The 19,887-nt window shown below is 59.6% G+C and carries 21 protein-coding genes and 1 pseudogene; 15 read left to right on the top strand and 7 right to left on the bottom strand.

Annotated features, from left to right (window positions below):
- Window position 1: 1 nt before the first annotated feature.
- Window positions 2-631 (bottom strand): LysE family translocator, encoded by a 630-nt coding sequence (locus C4J87_RS20990; RefSeq protein ID WP_124368278.1) that lies wholly within the window; start codon window positions 629-631, stop codon window positions 2-4.
- A 136-nt stretch (window positions 632-767) separates the two neighbouring features.
- Here C4J87_RS20990 and C4J87_RS20995 point away from each other — a divergent pair, with 136 nt between their 5' ends.
- The 4 genes and pseudogenes from C4J87_RS20995 to C4J87_RS21010 all read left to right on the top strand — a co-directional run bounded on the left by C4J87_RS20995 (window position 768) and on the right by C4J87_RS21010 (window position 2,977).
- Complete coding sequence (locus tag C4J87_RS20995; RefSeq protein ID WP_124364317.1) at window positions 768-1,139, top strand: PH domain-containing protein; 372 nt, start codon at window positions 768-770, stop codon at window positions 1,137-1,139.
- A 741-nt stretch (window positions 1,140-1,880) separates the two neighbouring features.
- Window positions 1,881-2,159, top strand: a pseudogene (locus C4J87_RS21000) (detoxification); the annotation flags it as partial.
- Between the two features lie 43 nt (window positions 2,160-2,202).
- The gene (locus C4J87_RS21005; RefSeq protein WP_124368279.1) at window positions 2,203-2,490 is read left to right on the top strand and encodes a colicin E3-like toxin immunity protein; all 288 of its coding nucleotides are present in this window, start codon (window positions 2,203-2,205) and stop codon (window positions 2,488-2,490) included.
- A gap of 145 nt (window positions 2,491-2,635) precedes the next feature.
- Complete coding sequence (locus C4J87_RS21010) at window positions 2,636-2,977, top strand: hypothetical protein (protein ID WP_305955278.1); 342 nt, start codon at window positions 2,636-2,638, stop codon at window positions 2,975-2,977.
- 48 nt (window positions 2,978-3,025) lie between these two features.
- Here C4J87_RS21010 and C4J87_RS21015 read toward each other — a convergent pair whose 3' ends face one another.
- Window positions 3,026-3,400, bottom strand: a complete 375-nt coding sequence (locus tag C4J87_RS21015; protein WP_124364321.1) for a cytochrome c family protein — start codon at window positions 3,398-3,400, stop codon at window positions 3,026-3,028.
- Between the two features lie 225 nt (window positions 3,401-3,625).
- Between C4J87_RS21015 and C4J87_RS21020 the strand changes: the two genes are divergently transcribed.
- The 3 genes from C4J87_RS21020 (at window position 3,626) to C4J87_RS21030 (ending at window position 7,053) form a co-directional block, all read left to right on the top strand.
- Window positions 3,626-4,006, top strand: coding sequence for a response regulator (locus tag C4J87_RS21020; RefSeq protein ID WP_124364322.1), 381 nt, complete (start codon window positions 3,626-3,628; stop codon window positions 4,004-4,006).
- A 192-nt stretch (window positions 4,007-4,198) separates the two neighbouring features.
- Window positions 4,199-4,813: a biliverdin-producing heme oxygenase gene (locus C4J87_RS21025; RefSeq protein ID WP_124368280.1), complete on the top strand. Its 615-nt coding sequence runs from the start codon at window positions 4,199-4,201 to the stop codon at window positions 4,811-4,813.
- Window positions 4,810-7,053, top strand: a complete 2,244-nt coding sequence (locus tag C4J87_RS21030; RefSeq protein WP_124368281.1) for an ATP-binding protein — start codon at window positions 4,810-4,812, stop codon at window positions 7,051-7,053. The genes C4J87_RS21025 and C4J87_RS21030 overlap by 4 nt, the downstream gene beginning before the upstream one ends.
- Before the next feature lie 15 nt (window positions 7,054-7,068).
- On the opposite strand, the gene C4J87_RS21035 is transcribed toward C4J87_RS21030, so the two are convergent.
- Together C4J87_RS21035 and C4J87_RS21040 are read right to left on the bottom strand one after the other, a co-directional pair.
- Window positions 7,069-8,388 (bottom strand): ATP-binding protein, encoded by a 1,320-nt coding sequence (locus C4J87_RS21035; protein ID WP_124368282.1) that lies wholly within the window; start codon window positions 8,386-8,388, stop codon window positions 7,069-7,071.
- Window positions 8,385-9,095: a response regulator gene (locus C4J87_RS21040; protein WP_124368283.1), complete on the bottom strand. Its 711-nt coding sequence runs from the start codon at window positions 9,093-9,095 to the stop codon at window positions 8,385-8,387. The genes C4J87_RS21035 and C4J87_RS21040 overlap by 4 nt, the downstream gene beginning before the upstream one ends.
- 164 nt (window positions 9,096-9,259) lie before the next feature.
- Between C4J87_RS21040 and C4J87_RS21045 the strand changes: the two genes are divergently transcribed.
- The 8 genes from C4J87_RS21045 to C4J87_RS21080 all read left to right on the top strand — a co-directional run bounded on the left by C4J87_RS21045 (window position 9,260) and on the right by C4J87_RS21080 (window position 16,295).
- On the top strand, window positions 9,260-10,048 hold the full coding sequence (locus tag C4J87_RS21045; RefSeq protein WP_124368284.1) for a VacJ family lipoprotein: 789 nt from the start codon (window positions 9,260-9,262) through the stop codon (window positions 10,046-10,048).
- Window positions 10,049-10,177: 129 nt separating this feature from the next.
- Window positions 10,178-10,384: a hypothetical protein gene (locus C4J87_RS21050; RefSeq protein WP_124368285.1), complete on the top strand. Its 207-nt coding sequence runs from the start codon at window positions 10,178-10,180 to the stop codon at window positions 10,382-10,384.
- Between the two features lie 113 nt (window positions 10,385-10,497).
- Window positions 10,498-12,390, top strand: coding sequence for an alkaline phosphatase D family protein (locus C4J87_RS21055; protein WP_124368286.1), 1,893 nt, complete (start codon window positions 10,498-10,500; stop codon window positions 12,388-12,390).
- Between the two features lie 117 nt (window positions 12,391-12,507).
- Window positions 12,508-13,521, top strand: a complete 1,014-nt coding sequence (locus tag C4J87_RS21060; RefSeq protein WP_124368287.1) for a diguanylate cyclase domain-containing protein — start codon at window positions 12,508-12,510, stop codon at window positions 13,519-13,521.
- Window positions 13,522-13,626: 105 nt separating this feature from the next.
- Entirely contained in the window at window positions 13,627-14,877 is a 1,251-nt protein-coding gene (locus C4J87_RS21065) for an aspartate aminotransferase family protein (protein WP_124368288.1), read from the top strand.
- A 93-nt stretch (window positions 14,878-14,970) separates the two neighbouring features.
- Window positions 14,971-15,225, top strand: a complete 255-nt coding sequence (locus C4J87_RS21070) for a type II toxin-antitoxin system prevent-host-death family antitoxin (RefSeq protein WP_124368289.1) — start codon at window positions 14,971-14,973, stop codon at window positions 15,223-15,225.
- A complete protein-coding gene (locus C4J87_RS21075) occupies window positions 15,222-15,476 on the top strand; it encodes a Txe/YoeB family addiction module toxin (RefSeq protein WP_124368290.1) in 255 nt (84 codons plus the stop codon). The genes C4J87_RS21070 and C4J87_RS21075 overlap by 4 nt, the downstream gene beginning before the upstream one ends.
- 102 nt (window positions 15,477-15,578) lie before the next feature.
- A complete protein-coding gene (locus tag C4J87_RS21080; RefSeq protein ID WP_124368291.1) occupies window positions 15,579-16,295 on the top strand; it encodes a hypothetical protein in 717 nt (238 codons plus the stop codon).
- 9 nt (window positions 16,296-16,304) lie between these two features.
- Here the strand turns inward: C4J87_RS21080 and C4J87_RS21085 are convergent, their stop codons facing one another.
- Genes C4J87_RS21085 through C4J87_RS21095 form a run of 3 tightly spaced genes read right to left on the bottom strand, consistent with a single transcriptional unit; the run spans window position 16,305 to window position 19,880 of the window.
- Window positions 16,305-17,426 carry an aminotransferase class V-fold PLP-dependent enzyme gene (locus tag C4J87_RS21085; protein WP_124368292.1) on the bottom strand — a complete coding sequence of 374 codons (1,122 nt, stop codon included), beginning with the start codon at window positions 17,424-17,426 and terminating at the stop codon, window positions 16,305-16,307.
- A 1-nt stretch (window position 17,427) separates the two neighbouring features.
- Window positions 17,428-18,630 carry an MFS transporter gene (locus C4J87_RS21090; RefSeq protein ID WP_124368293.1) on the bottom strand — a complete coding sequence of 401 codons (1,203 nt, stop codon included), beginning with the start codon at window positions 18,628-18,630 and terminating at the stop codon, window positions 17,428-17,430.
- Window positions 18,630-19,880, bottom strand: a complete 1,251-nt coding sequence (locus tag C4J87_RS21095) for an ATP-grasp domain-containing protein (protein ID WP_124368294.1) — start codon at window positions 19,878-19,880, stop codon at window positions 18,630-18,632. Before C4J87_RS21095 ends, C4J87_RS21090 begins: the two co-directional genes overlap by 1 nt.
- Window positions 19,881-19,887 lie beyond the last annotated feature (7 nt).

The following is a 19,887-nucleotide window of genomic DNA, read 5'->3' on the forward strand; positions in this document are numbered from 1 at the left end:
TCTACTTACGCCCTTCCACCGCCATCCGCACCGCCAACCCCATCAACACCGAGCCCATCAACCAGCGCTGCACCACCTGCCACCCCGGCCGGGTGACGAAAAACACTGCGATAGACCCCGCCAGCGTAGCAATCACCGCATTCACGCTCACGCTGATGAGAATCTGCGTGAAGCCCAGCACCAGGGATTGCATCAACACACTGCCGTTGGGATCGATGAACTGCGGCAGCAACGACAGGTACATCACCGCCACCTTGGGGTTCAGCAGGTTGGTTACCAGGCCCATGGTGAATAGTTTGTGCGGGCTGTCCTGGGGCAGACGCTGCACCTGGAACGGCGAGCGGGCACCCGGTTTGATCGCCTGCCAGGCCAGATAAGCCAGGTACAGCGCCCCGCCAAACCGCAGGGCGTCGTACGCAAAGGGCACCGCCATCACCAGCGCGGTAATACCCAAGGCCGCGCACAGCATATAAACCAAAAAACCCAACGCAACGCCGCCCAGGGAAATAAACCCGGCGGTGCGCCCCTGGCAAATCGAGCGCGAAATGAGATAAATCATGTTCGGGCCGGGCGTCAGCACCATGCCGAGTGATATCAGCGCATAGGCAAGCCAGCTGGACAGCTCAGGCACGGTCGGGCTCCCGAAATATTTGGTCAACGTTGTAGGGTTGGACGCCATGGTAGGGCGTTCAAAATGCGCGCGTTAGATACAGATTCGTGATCAAAACGTCATACACCGACCACACCATTCACCCAGGGGCAGGCACATGATTGACTTCAATAACAAAGGCTTCTTCAAGCTCAAGCAAAACAACGAGTACGCCGAACGCGTGGCGTCATTGCTGCTGGATGGCGAAGAGGTAGTGGACGCGTACAAGGCCATGCGCGACGGCGTGGTGTTCACCACCAAGCGCATCATCGCGGTGAACGTGCAGGGGATTACCGGCAGCAAGAAGGACTTCACGTCGCTGCCCTATAAGAACATCGTGGCGTATTCGGTGGAAACGTCGGGGACGTTTGATCTGGATTCGGAGTTGGAGATTTACTTTTCGTCGCTGGGGAAGGTGAAATTCGAGTTCACCGGCAAGACGTCGATTGTGGAAATTTCACGGTTGATTTCCAAACATCTGCTGGGCTAAACCACTGGCACGATTCAACCTATGTACACCGCTCAACCTGTAGGAGCTGGCTTGCCTGCGAAGGCCATGGGTATCTACACAACTTTGGCGTAGCTTGAACCTGTGGCGAGGGAGCTTGCTCCCGTGACGGCTCGGGAGCCAAAGACTATTCTACTGGTGCCCGCGACCTAAGTGTGGGAGGGGGCTTGCCCCCGATGGCGATAAGTCAGTAGCAGATGCATTTACTGAAACTCCCTCGTCGGGGCATAGGTATCTACCCACGATGCGAAGCGAGCCGCTCTGGATCTTAGGCGCCCCGTTAAACCACGCTGGCCGGAATTCGACAGTGATTTTTTGGGGGGGCAAACCGGCAGTGATTTGGGGGAGCGCCGTCAGGGCGCAATCCTAAGCCGCTGTTACCGCAGCAACGGATATGTTTTCGCCCTGATCCAGCATTCAGGTCGGCTGTCAGGCCGCCATCGGGGGCAAGCCCCCTCCCACATTTAGCTCGCGGGGCATCAGTTAGGTAATCGTCGGCTGCAGAACCGTCACAGGTTCAGAGCCGTGCCAATTTGTGTAGATACCTATGCTGCGAGGCGCCAGCCCAAACGCCGCCAGACTCCCCGCTTACGCCTCAGCAGTTCGCGCCAGGAATGGCTTCACTCAACTGACTTTTCCCACGTAGGCCATCGAACAAAGCCAATATCAGCGGCAGATTCTCCCCCGTAGGCTCACTCCCTCGCACAAGGAAGTGAGCCGGTCATGTCAGAACGTTTTTATCCACCGACTGAAGAACAGCTACGCAGGCAACGAATCCTGACCCCGCAACCGTCAGGCGTGCCCTATTCGCCGGCGATTGTTCCATTCGAGTCATCTCCTGCCCCGGCCCCCACGCCAGCCAAACCTCCCGGCTGCGTCTTCATCAAGCCGTGCCAACTGCCGGACGGCTTCACCCGTTTCGCTGACTCCACTGGTTATGTGCCGCTGAAGTTGTTCAAAGAGTTCGCCCGTTTAAGTCTGTTGGGCGGGGACGGGCGCGGCTGACCCAAAACGCCGAATTTACCGATAAAGAGGAACATGGAAAATGGTCATGAAAATCAGACTGCGGTGGTACGAAAAACACAGTAATAACTTGAAGGCGGATGAGTATTCAGCGGATATCGAGGACTCAGACAGTATTCTCGAAGCGTTGGGTTTAGGCGAGGAAACCGCGATATATGCCGATGTATTCAATATGCTGCCTAACTGGATAACGATTATTCAGCCATATTTCCAGCACATGATCGAACCCGACCACCTCGACTACCAGATTTCCTTCCGTTACCAAGGCGCGTGGCCACCGCCTCCGAATCAACCTAAGAAGAGGTCTTGATGCAATGAGACCTACACTGCAAAAGCCTCTCCTCTATCGCTCAGTCAACACCCGAACCCATGGCGTACGCCATGGGAGTTGCTGTGCTTACAGATATGAACGACACAGCAAAAGCGAAAAGCGAGCGCTATCAACCCGTGGCTCAATGCACAGCCATCAAAGGCACGGGTTCGATTACACCCCTCTATTCCGTTTTCTCCTGTCCAAAGTCGGCCACCCCTGGAGCAAGGTTTTCAGCGAAGCCAACGCCCGCCTGGACCGTCCGGAGCCGGTGTTCTGGATGGTTGCGCTGCATGAAAGCGACAAGCAGGAATACGTGAGAACGGACGAGAATAGCTACTACAGCGGCTTGTGGGTAGACGAGGCTGGCCTGCTGCAAAAAGTCAACCCGCAGCTGACGCCCGAGCACATGGAACCCTTTTACGACTGCTGCACCCAAACGTTCAACGGCGTGGTGTTCGCACACGCTTTACCGCGCGAACGGTAGGCAGTCGGGTACGACAGCTTCCAAAGGTGTTCCGCCGTGCCTCAACGCTTATTTGGACTGAAACGTCTCCAAATATGCCAATATATTTTCAATCTTCTCCTGATCACTAATGCCCCAGAAGATCATCCGCGTACCGCTCACCACTTTCTTCGGCGCTTCGATGTAGGCGGCAAGTTTGTCGCGGGTCCAGACCACGCCTGAGTTTTTCATCGCGTCGGAATACTGATAATCCGTAGTAGTGCCCGCAGGCCGGCCGATGATGCCGTTGAGCTGCGGTCCGAACCCGCCGCGTGCGCCTTCGCCCACACTGTGGCAGCCACCGCAAGTCTTGGTGAAGAGCTTGCCGCCCGCCTCGGCATCGCCGGCAGCGAAGGCCCCATGTGTGTTGAAGATCAGGGCAAGGGTCAACCAGGCGTACTTCATCAGAGGGCTCCGCATCGAGTGTTGCCGACAATTATGCCCTGTTTAAATAGCCGTTTCCCCAGCCGCTTTACGATAACCGTGCGGGCCTGTGCTATGAACTGGGCCCCCCCAGCCACGTTCCTGCAGACCACCAAACGACCACCCATCGTTTAAAAAACATCCAATCGAACCTATATGCCCCGCCTCCACTCCACCCTACTGAACCCTGATGGTGGAGTAAGGATCATGGCTCAGCCATCGATTTTAGTATTGGAAGACGACGAGATCATTCGGGCGTTGATGGTGGATGTGCTGGAGGACTTCGGCGCATTGGTAAAGTCGTTCCCTTCGGCGGATGAAGGGATGATCTATCTGGAGCGGGGCGATGATCCCGTGGACCTGATTGTCAGCGATATTCAGATGCCCGGCTTGCTCAATGGTTATGACTTGAGCCGAGTGGTGGCGCATCGTTGGCCTGAGGTTCAAGTAGTGCTGACGTCCGGCAACACCACGATAGCGTCGCAACTGGGCGGCTCGGTGCGGTTTTTGCCCAAACCCTGGAGTACCGACCACTTGCTTGAGTGCGTGCAAAAAGCATTGACCCAGCAAGGTTCGTCTGTGCATTAATAGCGCGGCGATATCATTCAACCCGAACTTCGTGCCAATGCCTGCGGTCGTTTACCTACAAGGAGTGACTTTTCTGATCTGATGGTCAGCCTTTTCGCTTGTTGCGTAAGCTGACGACAATGAATTGTGTAGAATCGTCGCCCATTTTCATGCGTCATTCATGGCCGAGAGGCCCACAGTTCGAGCTCATTAATGCACTCAGAAGCCCATGACGTTGGTGCGCCATCCTTGTTGGAAACGTTGCGCACAGGCACCGGGCTGTTGCATGTCGCGCTGGAAAAGCGCCTGCCGTTCTTTTCCGAGCGCCTGGATACAGACTGGTACCGGCGCTTGCTCCAGGCCTACTACGGTTTCTATCAGCCGATGGAAGCGGCGCTGTATGACGGCGGCTTGATTCCCCATGGATATGACGCCGCATTGCGTACGAAAACGCCGACACTGGTCAGTGATCTTCGCGCCCTCGGCCTGAATGAGCACACCATCAGCACCCTGCCCCGTTGCACCCGGCTCCCGCCTCTGGACACACCCGCTGCCTGCCTCGGCGCCTTGTATGTGCTGGAAGGCGCGACCCTCGGTGGGCAAGTGTTGCGCCGCGAAATGGCCCTGCGCCTGGGGATCGATGCCGACAACGGCGGTGCGTTTCTCGATATTTATGGCGCCGAGACCGGCCGACACTGGAAAGCGTTTCTCGACTACCTGAGTCGCCTGCCGTTGGACACAACAGCCAGGGCGCGCGCAGTAATGGCTGCCCGCGCCACATTCAGCGGCTTTGAGCAATGGCTCGACAGCCAGGAGGTACTGCTATGAAACCCGACGATTTTGAAGAGCTGCTTGCCAACTGCGCCGACGAGCCGATCCGCTTTCCCGGAGCGATCCAGCCTCACGGTGTGCTGCTGACATTGTCGGAACCCGGCCTGGAGATCATCCAGGTCAGCACTAACGTCGGCAGCTTGTTCGGCCATGCGCCAGAAGCGCTGCTCGGCCAGCCGCTGCACAGCCTGATCGGCGCAGAGCACGCCCAGGCGGTGCAGGTCATGGCACAAACCGACACGTTCTTCGACGTGCCACCGTTGCACGTCACGCTCAATGGCGCAGCCTTCGAAGGCTTGCTGCACCGCCACCAGAACGTGCTGGTGCTGGAGTTCGAACCGCGGCTCAAGGACTTCAGCCCACGCGCGCTGAACGGTCGCACCAGTAACCTGGGCAAGATGTTGCAACGCTTGCAGGCGGCGAAAACCCTGCAAGCGCTGTACGAAATCAGCGTGAATGAAATCCAGGCCATGACCGGTTACGACCGCGTGCTCATTTACCGCTTCGAAGACGAAGGCCACGGCCAGGTGATTGCCGAAGCGTCAGCGCCGTCCATGGAGCTGTTCAACGGGTTGTTTTTCCCTGCCTCCGACATCCCGGAACAGGCCCGCGAGCTGTACCGCACCAACTGGCTGCGCATCATCCCCAACGCGGCCTACGAGCCAGTACCGTTGCTGCCCAAGCTGCGCCCAGACACCGGCGAGCCGCTGGACTTGAGCTTCGCCACCCTGCGCAGCGTGTCGCCGATTCACTGCCAATACATGAAGAATATGGGCGTACTGTCGTCCATGAGCATCTCGTTGATGAAGGGCGACACGCTCTGGGGCCTGATCAGCTGCGGCAACCGCGAGCCGCTGCTGGTGCCAAACGAGTTGCGCACCGCCTGCCAGACCATCGGTCAAGTGCTGTCGTTGCAGATCAGCGCCATGGAGACCCTGGAACTGAGCCGTCAACGCGAGGAAAAAGTTCAGGCGCTGGCACTTCTCGATCAAGCGCTGAAGGCCTCGCCGGACAGCGTGTTCGACGGCCTGGCCCAACAAAGCCAGTTGTTGATGGACCTGACAGAGGCAGGCGGCGTGGCGATCATCGAGGGCAAGCAATTGCACTGCTACGGTCACTGCCCGGAACCGGCGCAGATCCGCGCACTGCACAAGTGGCTGCAAGAGCGCGACGAACCGGTATTCGCCAGCCACAACCTGGTGTCGGTCTACCCGCCGGCCGCCGAGTTCCAGCAGTTGGCCAGCGGCGTCCTGGCCCTGCATCTGCCCAAGCCTGTGGATAACGGTGTGCTGTGGTTCCGCCCGGAGGTGAAGGAAAACATCCACTGGAGCGGTGACCCGCAAAAGCCGCTGGACCTAGAAAGCTCCCACGCGGGCCTGCACCTTCGCCCACGCACCTCGTTTGAAGTGTGGAAAGTGGTCATGGCGGGCATTTCCACCAAGTGGAGCCATGGCGACCTGTTCGCCGCCAACGACCTGCGCCGCTCGGCCCTGGAAAACGACCTGGCACGCCAGGTAAAGCGTGAGCAGCAGGCCGTGCGGGCGCGTGATGACCTGGTGGCCGTGGTATCTCACGACTTGCGTAACCCGATGACCGTCATTTCCATGCTCTGCGGCATGATGCGAAAAGCGTTCAGCTCCGAGGGCCCGCACACCTCGCGACGCATCTCCTCGGCGATCGACACCATGCAACAGGCGGCCGGGCGCATGAATATACTGCTGGAAGATCTGCTCGACACCTCGAAAATCGAGGCCGGGCGCTATGTCGTCAAACCCGTGCCGCTGGATGTGAGCCATATGTTCGATGAGGCTTATTCGTTGCTCGCACCGTTGGCGCTGGAAAAAGGCATTGACCTGTCGTTCAACGCCGAGCCCGGCCTATTGATCAATGCCGACCCGGAGCGCCTGTTCCAGGTGTTGTCGAACCTGATCGGCAACGCCATCAAGTTCACCCCGCGCCTGGGCTATATCGGCGTCAGCGCCATGAGCAACGGTGAAGAAATCGTGTTCTCGGTGCGCGACTCCGGTGAAGGCATTGCACCGGAGCAGTTGCCTCACGTGTTCGAGCGCTACTGGACACAAACCGAAAACAACCCCACCGGCAGCGGTTTGGGGCTGTACATCACCCAAGGCATCGTCCAGGCCCATGGCGGCGAAATTTCTGCCAAAAGTGAGGTGGGCCGGGGCAGTGAGTTCCGGTTCACGGTGCCCAGGGTGATTGAAGGCTCGCCTACCTGATACGTCTTGTGAATGTCATACCGGCAATATCACCACGGCTTCCAACCCACCCCCCTGACGCTCGGCCAGGGTCAGGGTACCGCCATGTTCCAACACGATCGCTCGTGCGGTAGAGAGCCCAAGCCCTACGCCGCCGGTGCTTTTGTTGCGTGACCCCTCCAAGCGATAGAACGGCAGGAATACATCCTCCCGATGCGCTGCGGGAATGCCCGGGCCACGGTCAAGCACGCGAATCACCACCGTATCCTGCTTGTGCTGCAACTCGATTTGCGGCGCCGTGCCGTAGTGGATGGCGTTGTCCATCAGGTTGGTCATCACCCGTTTGAGGCCCAGGGGCCGGCCGAAATACACCAGACGTGGCGGCCCGTTAAACGTGAAGTCGATGGCCTGGTCGCGATAATCGTCGATCAGGGTCTGCAGCAACTCTGCCAGGTCCAATTGGGTGGCCTGTTCCAGGCGCGCGTCGTCGCGGAAAAATTCCAGGGCGGTGTTGATCATGGCGTGCATTTCATCCACGTCGCGGAACAGTCGCTGTTGCTGGTCGCTATCCTCGATGAACTCACCGCGCAGGCGCAGGCGGGTCAGCGGCGCGCGCAGGTCGTGGGAGATGGCGGCCAGCATTTGGGTACGGTCCTGGATGAAGTGGCGCAACTGCGCCTGCATGCTGTTGAAGGCAAGAATTGCCTGGCGGATTTCATGAGGCCCCACCGGCTCGATCGGCGGCGCGCGAAAATCGCTGCCAAAACGCCGCGCACCTCGGGCGAAGTGTTGCAGCGGGTGGGCCAGGCGTCGGGTCGCGACCAGGGTGACCAAGGCGGTGGAGACCAGCACCAGCAGCGCCACAATCAGGCTGCGCACACCATCGTCCAGGCCCCAACTGCGGGTACCGGTGCTGAACATCAGCCAGGATCGATCGGTCAGTTGCATCAACAGTACGTACTGGCCGTTGCCGTCGGGCCAGTCGGCAGGTTCATAGGCCTCCATGGGGCGCGTCGGGCCTTCAAGCAGGTGCTTGAACACCTGCTCGCCCGTGTTGAAATCCGGGTCAGCCAGCACCGGCAGATTAAACGCCGCCCGCTGCGCCGCCCACGTCACCCTGAAGGACCCATCCCCTATCACCTGGGCAAGTCGCGCTCGCTGTGTCGGTTCGGACGCCTCGATCACGCGCACCACCACCGCCACTTTTTCCAGCAGGCCGGTTTCAGCCAACGGCGGCCTGGCCCATACCCCGGCCAGTTGCACGAACAAGGCGTTGAACGCCAGCGCGGTGATCATTGCGACCAGCACAGTCAGCGCGATCCAGCGCGCCACCGTGTCGCGGGGACGCTGGATCATGAACGGGTCACGCTGGCGGTGAATTGATAGCCACCATTGCGCACGGTGCGGATCATCGCCGGGCGCTTGGTATCGAATTCCAGCTTGCGGCGCAGGCGGCTCACCTGCACGTCGATGCTGCGGTCAAAGGCATCATGGCTATGGCCGCGCGCCAGGTTCAACAACTGTTCGCGGGTGAGCACGCGTTGCGGATGCTCGAGAAACACCAGCAGCAGGTCGAACTCGCCGGACGACAGCGGAATCATCACCTGGTCGGGCGAGCGCAGCTCGCGACGCGTGAGGTCCAGTTGCCAGCCGGCAAAACGGATCAGCGGGCGCGCGGCCTCCCCCATCGGTGGCCGACTTTCACCCGCCCGGCGCAATACCGCACGCACCCTGGCGAGCAGTTCGCGGGCGTCGAAGGGTTTGCTCAGGTAATCGTCGGCGCCCATTTCCAGGCCCACCACGCGGTCGCTGAGTTCACCCATCGCCGTGAGCATGATCACCGGCGTAGCGTATTGCTGGCGCAGGCGCTGGCACAGCAGCAGGCCGTTTTCGCCGGGGAGCATCAGGTCGAGGATAATCAGGTCGGCGGGCTGGCGCTCCATGGCCGCCCACAGCTCAGCGCCACTGGCCGCGGTCGCTACCGAATAGCCATGGCGCAGGAAAAACTTCTTCAGCAGGGCGAGCACTTCAAGGTCATCGTCGACGATTAACAGGTTGCTCACCGGCAGGCTTCACTGGACTGGGTCAAGGCGCCATCTAAAACTATTCGACGCGCTCCGTCATATATTTCAATCGTGCAATAAAGCGTCAGCAACGCAATAAAGCAGACATCTTTGCGCAAGGCGGCAATGCCAGCATCGGCCTCCCTTTTGCGGAGACTGTGCCCATGCACGCGTTGACCAACCCACGGCACCTGGCCCGCCACGCCGTGCTGTTACTGACTGTGTCTTACCTGGCGGGCTGTGCGAGCCCTCCACCCTTGACACCCACCACCCGCTGCGCGCAGGTGAACAATCCGGTGTATGACCCTGCCGAACCGGTCAACCGCGGGGTATTTGCGTTCAACCGTGCTGTGGATAACTACGTCCTGGCGCCTGTGGCGCGCGGTTACCGTTACCTGCCGGAATTTTTCCAGGCGGGTGTGCATAACTTCGCGAGCAACTTCAGTGAGCCGAAGGTATTTATCAACGACCTGCTGCAAGGCAACCCGCGGCGCTCGGTCAACACCCTGGGGCGCTTCGCCGTGAACACCACGGTGGGCGTGGTGGGGCTGTTCGATGTGTCGGATCGCCTGGGCATCCCACGCCATACAGCCGACTTCGGCCAGACATTCGGCGTATGGGGCGTGGGCAACGGCCCCATTGTCGAACTGCCACTGCTGGGCACCCACAACAGCCGGGATGCTGCGGGCAAGGTCTTGAGCTTCCTGGTTTCGCCATTGGGCGACAGCGATACGGTGCAGACCCTGGGCACCATCAGCCTGGTCGGCGGTACTATCGACACCCGCGCGTCGCTGTTGCCGCTCACCGACAGCCTGCAAAAACTGCCGGATTACTACAGCGCGTTGCGTAATGTGGTGGCGGAACATCGCGCGGCTTTTGTGCAGGAAGGCGAGGAAGGCGCGACCTCTGCGGGAATGGACAACTGCGCTAACCGCCCTGCGGATGATTTCTGAAGAGGCTCGTCAGCCACAGTCATATCTTGCAGCAGTGCGTTTATAGCAGCCTCGTTTCTGCCGCTATTAAGGTTGGCCTTACTTCGTCCCGACGGGCGAAGCATCCTCTCCTCATAGAAGGAAACATCCATGGTCAGCGGAATCAACCCCTCACTGGGCAGCTTTCAATACCCACCTCTGCAACAGGATGATGCAGAGCCCCAGCGTAAGAAACGCAGCATCGACACCACCCATATGCAGCTCAACGCCGCCGAGCCTGATGGCATGGCGACCAATGACCGACGCAAAAACAGAGGGGGTGGGCTCGACAGCCTGGGTCAAGGCAACCTTCTTTAACTAGCCGCGTACGAAGGGCAGTGCACGGCCCTTCGTACATCCCCCCTTAACAAAACCATCACATTCACTCGCTTAAACTCGCCGGTTCAATCCAGCCTGGGGCAACTGTCTGCATGCCGCACTCCGACACACTGCCCGCCGTATTAGCCGGCCCACTGCTACGACGTCTCGAAGCTCGGCGCCTGGTGTTGTGGCTGGTAGGCAGTCGAGCACTGGCACTGACGCTGAAGCTGCACCTGCCGGCGCAAACACTGGAAATTCCCCTGGACCAGTGCCAGGTGGTACCCGTGGGGCGCCAGGCGTTTATTCATTTGATCGATGTGGCGCTGGACGAAGCGCTGCCCCTGGACGTGGCGATCAGCTACGACCTGCTGTTTGACGACACCGGCATCGCCGACTGGGCACCGCACCTGCTGTACGCGAATGCTCAATACCCCAGTTTCGTGTTGCATAGCCGTATCCATCAGTTGGTGCACGGCTCATGCCGCAAACCCCATCACAGTGCCGACGAAGGATTGCTGTGCGTCGACCGTCTGCTGGCCGAGGCCAAAACCCCGGCCGAACGTCCGGCCTTGTTGATGATGAGCGGCGATCAGGTCTATGCCGACGATGTCGCCGGGCCGATGCTGCGGGCGATTCATGGGTTGATAGCACGGCTGGGCCTGTTCGATGAATACCTCGAAGGCGCTGTGGTCGATGACAGCGCCAGCCTCTATGGGCATCCGGCCAGTTATTACCACCGTGCCGATTTGCTGCCGGCCTTGGACAGCAACGAGACCTTGCGGGAGCGCTTCTTTGGCGGCGTGAAAAAGCCGATTTTCACCAGCAGCACCGCCGACAACCACCTGGTGACCTTTGCCGAAGTCATCGCGATGTACCTGCTGGTGTGGTCGCCCACGCCCTGGGCGCTGACCACGCTTCAGGGCCCGCCACTGAGCCTGGAACGACAGCAGCGTTACGCCCGCGAAGAGGTCCAGATCGAGCGATTCCGCGACAGCCTGCCCGGTGTCGCGCGGGTATTTGCCCACCTGTCGACCTTGATGATCTTTGACGACCATGACATCACCGACGACTGGAACCTCAGCGCCCAATGGGAAGAAACCGCCTACGGTCACCCCTTCTCCAAACGCATCATCGGCAACGCCCTGCTGGCCTACCTGTTATGCCAGGGCTGGGGCAACCAGCCGGATGCGTTTGTCGAACTGGTGAGCCAGACCCAAGCGTTGACCACCCAGGCCCGGGCCAACCACCTGGACGCAGCCGCGCAGGACGAATTACTCGAGGCGCTGCGTAAATTTCAACACTGGCACTACGTACTGCCTACCACCCCCGCGTTGGTGGTGCTCGACACCCGTACCCGACGCTGGCGCAGCGAGTTCACTCTCAAGCAACCTTCCGGCCTGCTGGATTGGGAAGCCCTGAGCGAACTGCAGCAGGAGCTGCTCGACCACCCTTCGGCCATCATCGTCTCGCCTGCACCGGTTTTCGGCGTGAAGCTGATCGAGACCGTGCAAAAAGTATTCAGCTGGTGCGGTTACCCGCTGCTGGTAGACGCTGAAAACTGGATGGCCCATCGCGGCGCCGCCCAGGTGATTCTCAACATCTTCCGCCACTCCCGCACACCGGGTAACTACGTGATTCTGTCGGGCGACGTGCATTATTCGTTCGTCTACGAAGTGTTGATCCGCCACCGAAACGGTGGCCCCAGGATCTGGCAAATCACCAGTAGCGGCATCAAGAACGAATTTCCACCACGCCTGCTCGAATGGTTCGACCGTCTCAACCGCTGGCTCTACTCCCCACGCTCGCCGCTGAACTGGTTTACCCGGCGCCGCACCATGCAGGTGGTACCGCACATTCCGGAACATGCCGAAGCCGGCGAGCGGCTATGGAATTCAGCCGGGATCGGCCAAGTGTTTTTCAACGGGCAGGGCCAGCCCGAGGCGATTTACCAGCACAACGCGGATGGCAAGCCTCGGACGAAAATGATTGCGCCGCGCTCCTGAAACAGTCTGCCTGCCCTATTCAAAGGCCGCCAACCACGTTGTACAGTAGCGTCAGCCACGGAGTATCGGCGTCAACGAAAGCTGGCCTTGAAAGCCCGCTCATGCAGGAAGCGTGTAATGGACGATACAGCCGGCACCGAACCGCTGCGTAATGACCTTGCCAATATCAGCACCGACATGTTGCATGCCATCATGGAACTGGTCAGCGACGGGATATGGGATTGGAATGCCAATACCGGGTTCGTCTACCGCAATCCCGGCTGGTACGAAATGCTTGGCTACCCGCGCCACTCCCTGGAAAACAGCGTATTCACCTGGGAAAGCGTGATCCATCCCGAGGATTATCCCCATGTGATGGCCGGATTTGATGACTATGTCTGCCAACGCGCGCCCCTGTACCGAGCCGAATACCGCTGTCGAAAATACGACGGCACGTACCTCTGGATCGAGGACCGTGGCTACATCATTACGCGCAATCCCGACACTTCGGTAGCGCGCATGGTGGGCGCACACCGCGATATCCATGCACGCAAATGCTCGATTGAACGTCTTCAAAAGCGTAACCGCTCCCTTGAGACCTTGGTGCTCGAGCGCACCCTTGAATTGTCGCGCGTCAATCAGCAGTTGCAATTGCAACTGGTCGAAAACCGCTCCCTGGCCGAACGGGATGCCCTGACGCGCATCGCCAACCGTTATCGCCTGGAAAAAGTGATGCTCCAGGAATGCGACCGCTCCGAGCGCTTTCGCTTGCCATTGGCGCTGGTGGCTATGGATATCGATGACTTCAAGCCGATCAATGATCGATATGGCCATGGCGTAGGCGACCAGACGCTGGTCCAGGTAGTGGAAGGCCTGGAAACCTGCGTACGTACCGGTGATGTGCTGGCCCGCTGGGGCGGCGATGAATTTATGCTGGTCTTGCCCAACAGCACTCTGCAGACGGCGAAGGAACAGGCCGAACGTGTGCGCCACACAATCCAGAACCTGTTCGCCGTCGCTGATCCCAAGATAACCCTGAGCCTGGGCGTGGTGGAACGGCGGGTGGGGGAGTCACCGGCAGCCCTGATGGCGCGCGCCGATCAGGCGTTATATCGATCCAAGGCGGCGGGGAAGAATGGAGTCTCGGAATGAATGATCCCGACTTTTAATAATGACCCGGCGACTTTATTTCGTTTGCGGCAGAGGCGCTCACGCAGCTTAGATAAACCGAGCCCATTACTGCCGAGTCAACGATTCATGAGCCGCGAAACGATCAGCCAATCGATTTCCATCGTCCATCCCATCAACCTCAGCCATGGAAAAAACGCTGAGGTCTGGGACACCGCAGGTAAGCGCTATATCGATTTTGTCGGCGGCATCGGCGTACTCAACCTCGGCCATTGTCACCCGGCCGTGGTGGACGCGATTCGCGAGCAGGCGACCAGACTCACCCACTACGCGTTCAACGCCGCGCCGCACATGCCCTACATCGATTTGATGGAGCGCCTGACCGCGTTTATTCCGGTGAGCTATCCGGTCAGCGGCATGCTCACCAACAGCGGCGCTGAGGCCGCGGAAAATGCCTTGAAGATTGTGCGCGGCGCCACTGGCCGCACGGCGGTGATTGCGTTTGACGGAGCGTTTCATGGGCGCACCCTGGCCACCCTCAACCTCAATGGCAAGGTCGCGCCGTACAAGCAAAAAGTCGGCGTATTGCCCGGCCCGGTGTATCACCTGCCCTACCCCAGCGCCGACAACGGCGTCACCTGTGCCGAAGCGCTGAAGGCTATGGACCGCCTGTTCAGCGTGGAAATCGACGTCAACGACGTAGCCTGTTTCATCATTGAACCGGTACAGGGCGAAGGCGGTTTCCTCGCCCTGGATACCGAATTCGCCCAGGCTCTGCGCCGTTTTTGTGACGAGAACAACATCCTGTTGATCGCCGACGAAATCCAGTCCGGTTTCGGTCGCACCGGGCAGCGATTCGCCTTCTCGCGCCTGGGCATTGAACCTGACCTGATCCTGCTCGGCAAAAGCATCGCCGGCGGTGTGCCGCTGGGGGCGGTGGTGGGGCGCAAGGCACTGATGGACAACCTGCCCAAGGGCGGTCTGGGAGGCACCTACTCCGGCAATCCCATCGCCTGCGCCGCCGCGCTGGCAACCCTCGATGTGATGACCGATGAACACCTGCAGGTATGGGGTTCCCGGCAGGAGGAGGCGATCGTGCGACGTTACCAAGCGTGGCGCGCACAGCACCTGTCGCCATATCTGGGCCGCCTCACCGGTGTCGGCGCGATGCGCGGCATTGAACTGGCGCATGCCGACGGCACGCCCGCCGCCAAGCAACTGACCCAATTGCTGAGCCTGGCGCGGGCTGCCGGCCTGCTGCTGATGCCCAGCGGCAAGTCACGGCATATCATCCGCTTGCTGGCACCGCTGACCATCGAGCCGGCCGTGCTGGAGGAAGGCCTGGATAAGCTCGAAGCGTGCCTCAAGCAGCTGGACTGATGCATGCGTCCACAAATTCGACCGCTGATAAGATGCCTCTTGTAGATATGTACGTATTTCTGTACGTTCAAAGCTTAAAACGAGGATGTTTTCATGGAAACTATCAACTACACCCATGCGCGTGCGCACCTGTCCGAAACCATGGACCGCGTTAATGAAGATCACATTCCACTGCTCCTGACCCGACAAAAAGGCGAACCGGTGGTGATGATCTCGTTGTCAGAATTCAATGCTCTCGAGGAAACAGCCTATTTACTGCGCTCGCCAAAAAATGCCGAACGCCTCATCAACTCAGTCAACAGCTTACGAGCCGGCAAAGCCAAGCCAAGGCAGTTGATTGAAGAATGAAAATACTCTTTACCCCTGAGGGCTGGGACGATTATCTGTGGTTTCAACAAAACGACAAGGCAGGGCTCAAGCGTATAAACCTGCTCATCAAAGCGATTCAAAGAGACCCATTTGAAGGTGTTGGAAAACCTGAGCCCCTCAAACACAACCTGAGCGGTTACTGGTCTCGGCGAATCACAGCAGAGCATCGTCTGGTGTATGGCATCGAGGAGGATGTAGTACAGATCCTCATGTGCCGTTATCACTACTGACCGGGTCCACCTTCAGGAGGCGCCTTGACCTGACTCCCCGGCCCCCTGAAAATGCCCGACGCTTTTTTGTCTCTCCCCGTTTACTGAAGTAGTGAAATTTCAATGTCCGATTCGTACACCGCTGAATCCGCCGAAGCCTCCGTCGTCGTCTCGCACGCCAAAGCCGAGTATGAAAACGCCATCAATCTTTCACAGCATGTGCCAGCGGCCAAGATCATCAGCGAAATGGTGCTGGACGCGTTTCACACTTCCAAGGAAAGCGACCAGATCCGCGAGTTGCGCGTGGCCATTCGTCAGGCCCATGACGCCTTCGACGATGACAAAGCCTACGACCTCATGGGCCAGCTCAAGCAATTGAAGGACGCCGAAGCCGCCGACAACGCTGCCCTGGAAGACCTGAGCAGCAAGTTCTCCATCAGCCGCCTGCTGTCCAGCTTCAAGGACGACCCCGAATTCCAGGAGCTGGTCTACGGCCTGGCCCTCAAGGTGCTGAACCAGTCGCACCAGGCCATCAGCAACCCGAGCGCCGGCAAGGGCAAGGCCGCACGCGCCAAGAAGGAAGCCGAGGTGTTCGTAATCAGCAAGGATGGCATCAGCGTCACCCTGCCGCTGCGCACGCCGCGCTCCAAGCTCAATGTGGACCGCGAAGCGCTGGAGTTCCTGGGCCTTACCTTTGTAGGTGAAGGCAACGAGGCGGAGCTGGAAAGTGACACCTTCGTTGACAACAGCGGCGTGGAGCAGCCGGTCACGCGCAAGAGCATCGTGACCGCACTGCAACAGCAAAGCGCTTTTGACGGTTACTCCATCGCCGCCCAGTAAGCGCCGAAGCTATAAGCTGCGCAGGATGACCAGCGCCTGCTCGACCTGGGCGAGGGTGATATGCCGGCCCACCGAGGCACGCACGAAGTGGCTGACGCCCAGGTCCTTGAGCAGCAACGGGGTATGGGCGGCAGTGCCTGCCCAGAGGTTGAGCCCCAGCGCGCGGGCCTGGTCAACAAATGCCTTGGCCGGCACGTTGTGTGGCACGAACGAGACAATCCCGGTCTGTTCGAACTGGTCACACATCAGCGTTAACTGCGGCAGGCGCCGCAACGCCTGCGCCAGCAACGCATAGGGCTCCGTGCTCACCTGCCCGCCGCCTACTTGCAGGTATTCCTGCACCGCCGTGTGCAAACCCACCAGGGCCGAAAGGCTCTTTTCTGCGATCTCCAGCACCCGAGCGCCGGACGCATCCACCTGGTTGACCTGGCCATCGGTGCTGGCGGCGTGCAGGTCTGCAAAATTCAGCTGCAATTGGCCCAGCAGGCGTGGCGACACATAAGCAATCCCGCTGCCACGGGGCCCGCAGAGAAACTTGCGCCCCGCGCCTGTCAATAAATCACAGTGCATATCCCGCACATCCAGCGGCAACTGCCCCAGCGATTGGCACGCATCCACCACATACAGTGCGTTCGAACCCTTGAGCAGCGCACCCAGCGCTTCCACCGGATTGATCACCCCGCAGCAGGACGGCAGGTGCGACACGCTGACGAGAAACACATCGTCGTCCAGATGACGCCGCACCCAATCCAGGTCCAGCGGGGTGGTGGCCGTGGTTGGGATCACTTCAACGCGAATCTCACGCGATTGCTTGAGGTAGTTGAAAAAGATCAGGTTCGCGGCGTATTCCGAGGTCGACACCCACACCCGCTTACCTCGGGGAAATTGCAACTTGCCGAGAATGCTGGTCCAGGCCTCGGTGGCGCTGCTGAAAAAGCCAATCTGCGCAGGCTCTGCATTCAACAGCTTGGCCACCAGGCGGTACAGGTCGTCGTTGAGCAACGCCTCGTAGGCCAGCTCGGTTTCATAGCTGCCCATTTGCGCTTCAGTGGTGGTAAAACCCTGGATCGCATTCAGCGTGGCCGGTGACATCAGGCCCGCGCCGGCGGTGTTCAGATGAATCCTGTTCATTTCATGCTTCCTTGTTCCACAAGACAGCCGAGCCTTTCATTACGCCTACCGCCACCGCGAACAGCAGCAATATCGTGCCCGCCAGCAGCCACGGCGAAGGCAGCGAGGGCTGTGACACCAGCATGAACGCCAGCGAAGGCGTGATCATTAAGCCGATGTTCACCCCCGCCGAGTAATAGCCGAGGTTGCGGTCCACGGTGTGACGGCTGGAGATACTGCTGACGTAATGGGTGATGCCGGGAAAGACGATCATCTCGCCCAGGCTCCAGAGCACGGTGGCCACCAGCAACAGCGCGCCGACCTGGCTGAAGCCCATCAGGAAAAACCCCACGCCGGCTACGAGAAACCCGGCCACCAGCGAGCGGCTGCTCGACAGGTGCGACATACGTTGGTTGATCGGCACTTCGAACAGAATCACCAGCAGTGCATTGATGAAAAAGATGATCCCGACGTAGTACGCCGGCAACTCGGTGTAATTGATGATGTAGGCCGACAGAAACGTCGGCGGCAGCGCATAGGCCACGTGCACCGGCAATGCCGCCAGCAGAATCACCAGCAAGCGCGAGCGCTCGTGCACTGCGCTCTCCGGCAAGCCGTTGCCCTTGCTGACGACGGCAGCCCCTTGGGCCGCCGGCACCGCACGCCCGAACCGCAGGCAGGCAACGAAGGCCACCAGGGACAACGCCGCGTTGAGGTAGAACACCGCGTCGGCGTTACTCAAGAAAATCAGGCTGCCCAACAGCGGCCCGATCGCCATGCCGATGTTGATCGCCAAACGGTTGCAAGAGAACGCCACTTTGCGCGATTCACTGCTGCTGTGGGTGACTGTTTCGGAGAATGTCGCCGGCGTGAATGCCTCGTAACAGGCACCCCACAGAAACGACAGCACAAACAGCAGCGCCGTGTTATCCACCGACGGAATGATCAGCAGCAGCACCGCGTTAAGCAGCAACGAACCGAGGATCACCCGATTGGCGGAAAACCGTTTGATCACCCCGCCGATGATCAAGTCCACAAACAATGCGCCCGCGCCATAAACGCCCACCAGCAACCCTGCGGTTGCCGCCGACACGGCGTGCTGATGAATCAGGTAAGCCGCATAGAAAGGGAACGCCATGGTGCCCATGCGGAACACCAGGGTGATCAGGAACAGCAACTGCAAGCGAGCGTTGAGCCCGCGCAACGCGCGATAAGTGCCTATCATCAGCGGATCACATAGACGTTGTCTTTGTACTGGCGGATCTGCTCGTAATCCTGGTCGATAGTGCCCTGGCTATCCGATACCAGAAACACCCGCAGCGGGCTGCTGAGCAGGTCCACGGTCTTTTTCATCAGCTTGCCGGCCTTGTATTTGACGCTCAGCTTGTGCACCGAAGGCAACGCCTCGATCCGGTGGATGGCCGATTCATTGAAGCCGGTGACCTCGCCTTGCAGCGTGGTGTCGGTGTTGATGACACAGGCTTCCTTGAGCTTGTGGTAGCGCTTGCCGGCGTAGTTGGCCTTGAACGCCTCACCGTCGCAGTACGCCAGGTAGGTGAGCTGCGCCTGGTTGCCGCCCAGGCTGATGTCATGGAACCTTGGTTCCATGTTGCCGTTCAGGCGAGCACCGACTTCCACCAGCGCGGGGCCGGCTTCGGTGAGGATCACTTCCGAATGGGCCGGGCCGTTATCGATACCCAGCGCCTTGAGCACCTTCACGATGTAGTCCACCAGCACGTTGGCCTCGGCGCTGTCCGGGGCAATCAGCACGTCGCGGTCGTAGATGTTCTTGCCGCCGCTGATTTCACGCTTCACATAGCGCCAGATCCCGCACACGTAAGTCTGCCCATCACGGCTGACGGTATCGACGATGTACTCCGGGCCCTTGAGGTAGGACTGGCAAAGAATTTCCGTGTTGGGCAGGCCAAAGATATCCGGGTTGGACACCACCTCCTCACAGGCGCGCTTGACGTCCTCGAGGTTGTGGCAGATCGAAACCCCGTCGGTGGATGCCGAACTCAGCGGTTTGATTACGCAGGGAAACACCTGACCGGCCTCGACCCAGGCCAGCAGCTCGGCGGGGTCCGAGGATTTGATCTGGCGTGCGGTCAACAGGCCTGCGGCGGCGACTTTGTTGATCATTTCAAACTTGTCGCGGCGAGCGCGTGAGCCTGCACTGCCGTTGGAGGTGGACAGTTGCAACTGTTCACTCAAGTAATCGGCGAATGGCACGCCCGGCTCCTGGCCGGCAATGACGGCGACTACGTTGAACTCACGCAAGCGTCGCACTATATCCTCGGCGTTGTCGTTGAGTGCCAGGTTGTGCTCGAACTCAGACAGGTTCGGCCCGAGCATGCTTGGCATCAGCTCGGGCGTACTCTGTACATGGATCAGGCTGAAACCGGCATCCCGGAAATACTGCGGCAGGAAATTACCGCTCGAGTAGACATCCACCAATACGACGTACTGCTTCATAAGAATG

The sequence above is a fragment of the Pseudomonas sp. R1-43-08 genome, from assembly GCF_003852255.1.
Taxonomy (GTDB): Bacteria; Pseudomonadota; Gammaproteobacteria; order Pseudomonadales; family Pseudomonadaceae; genus Aquipseudomonas.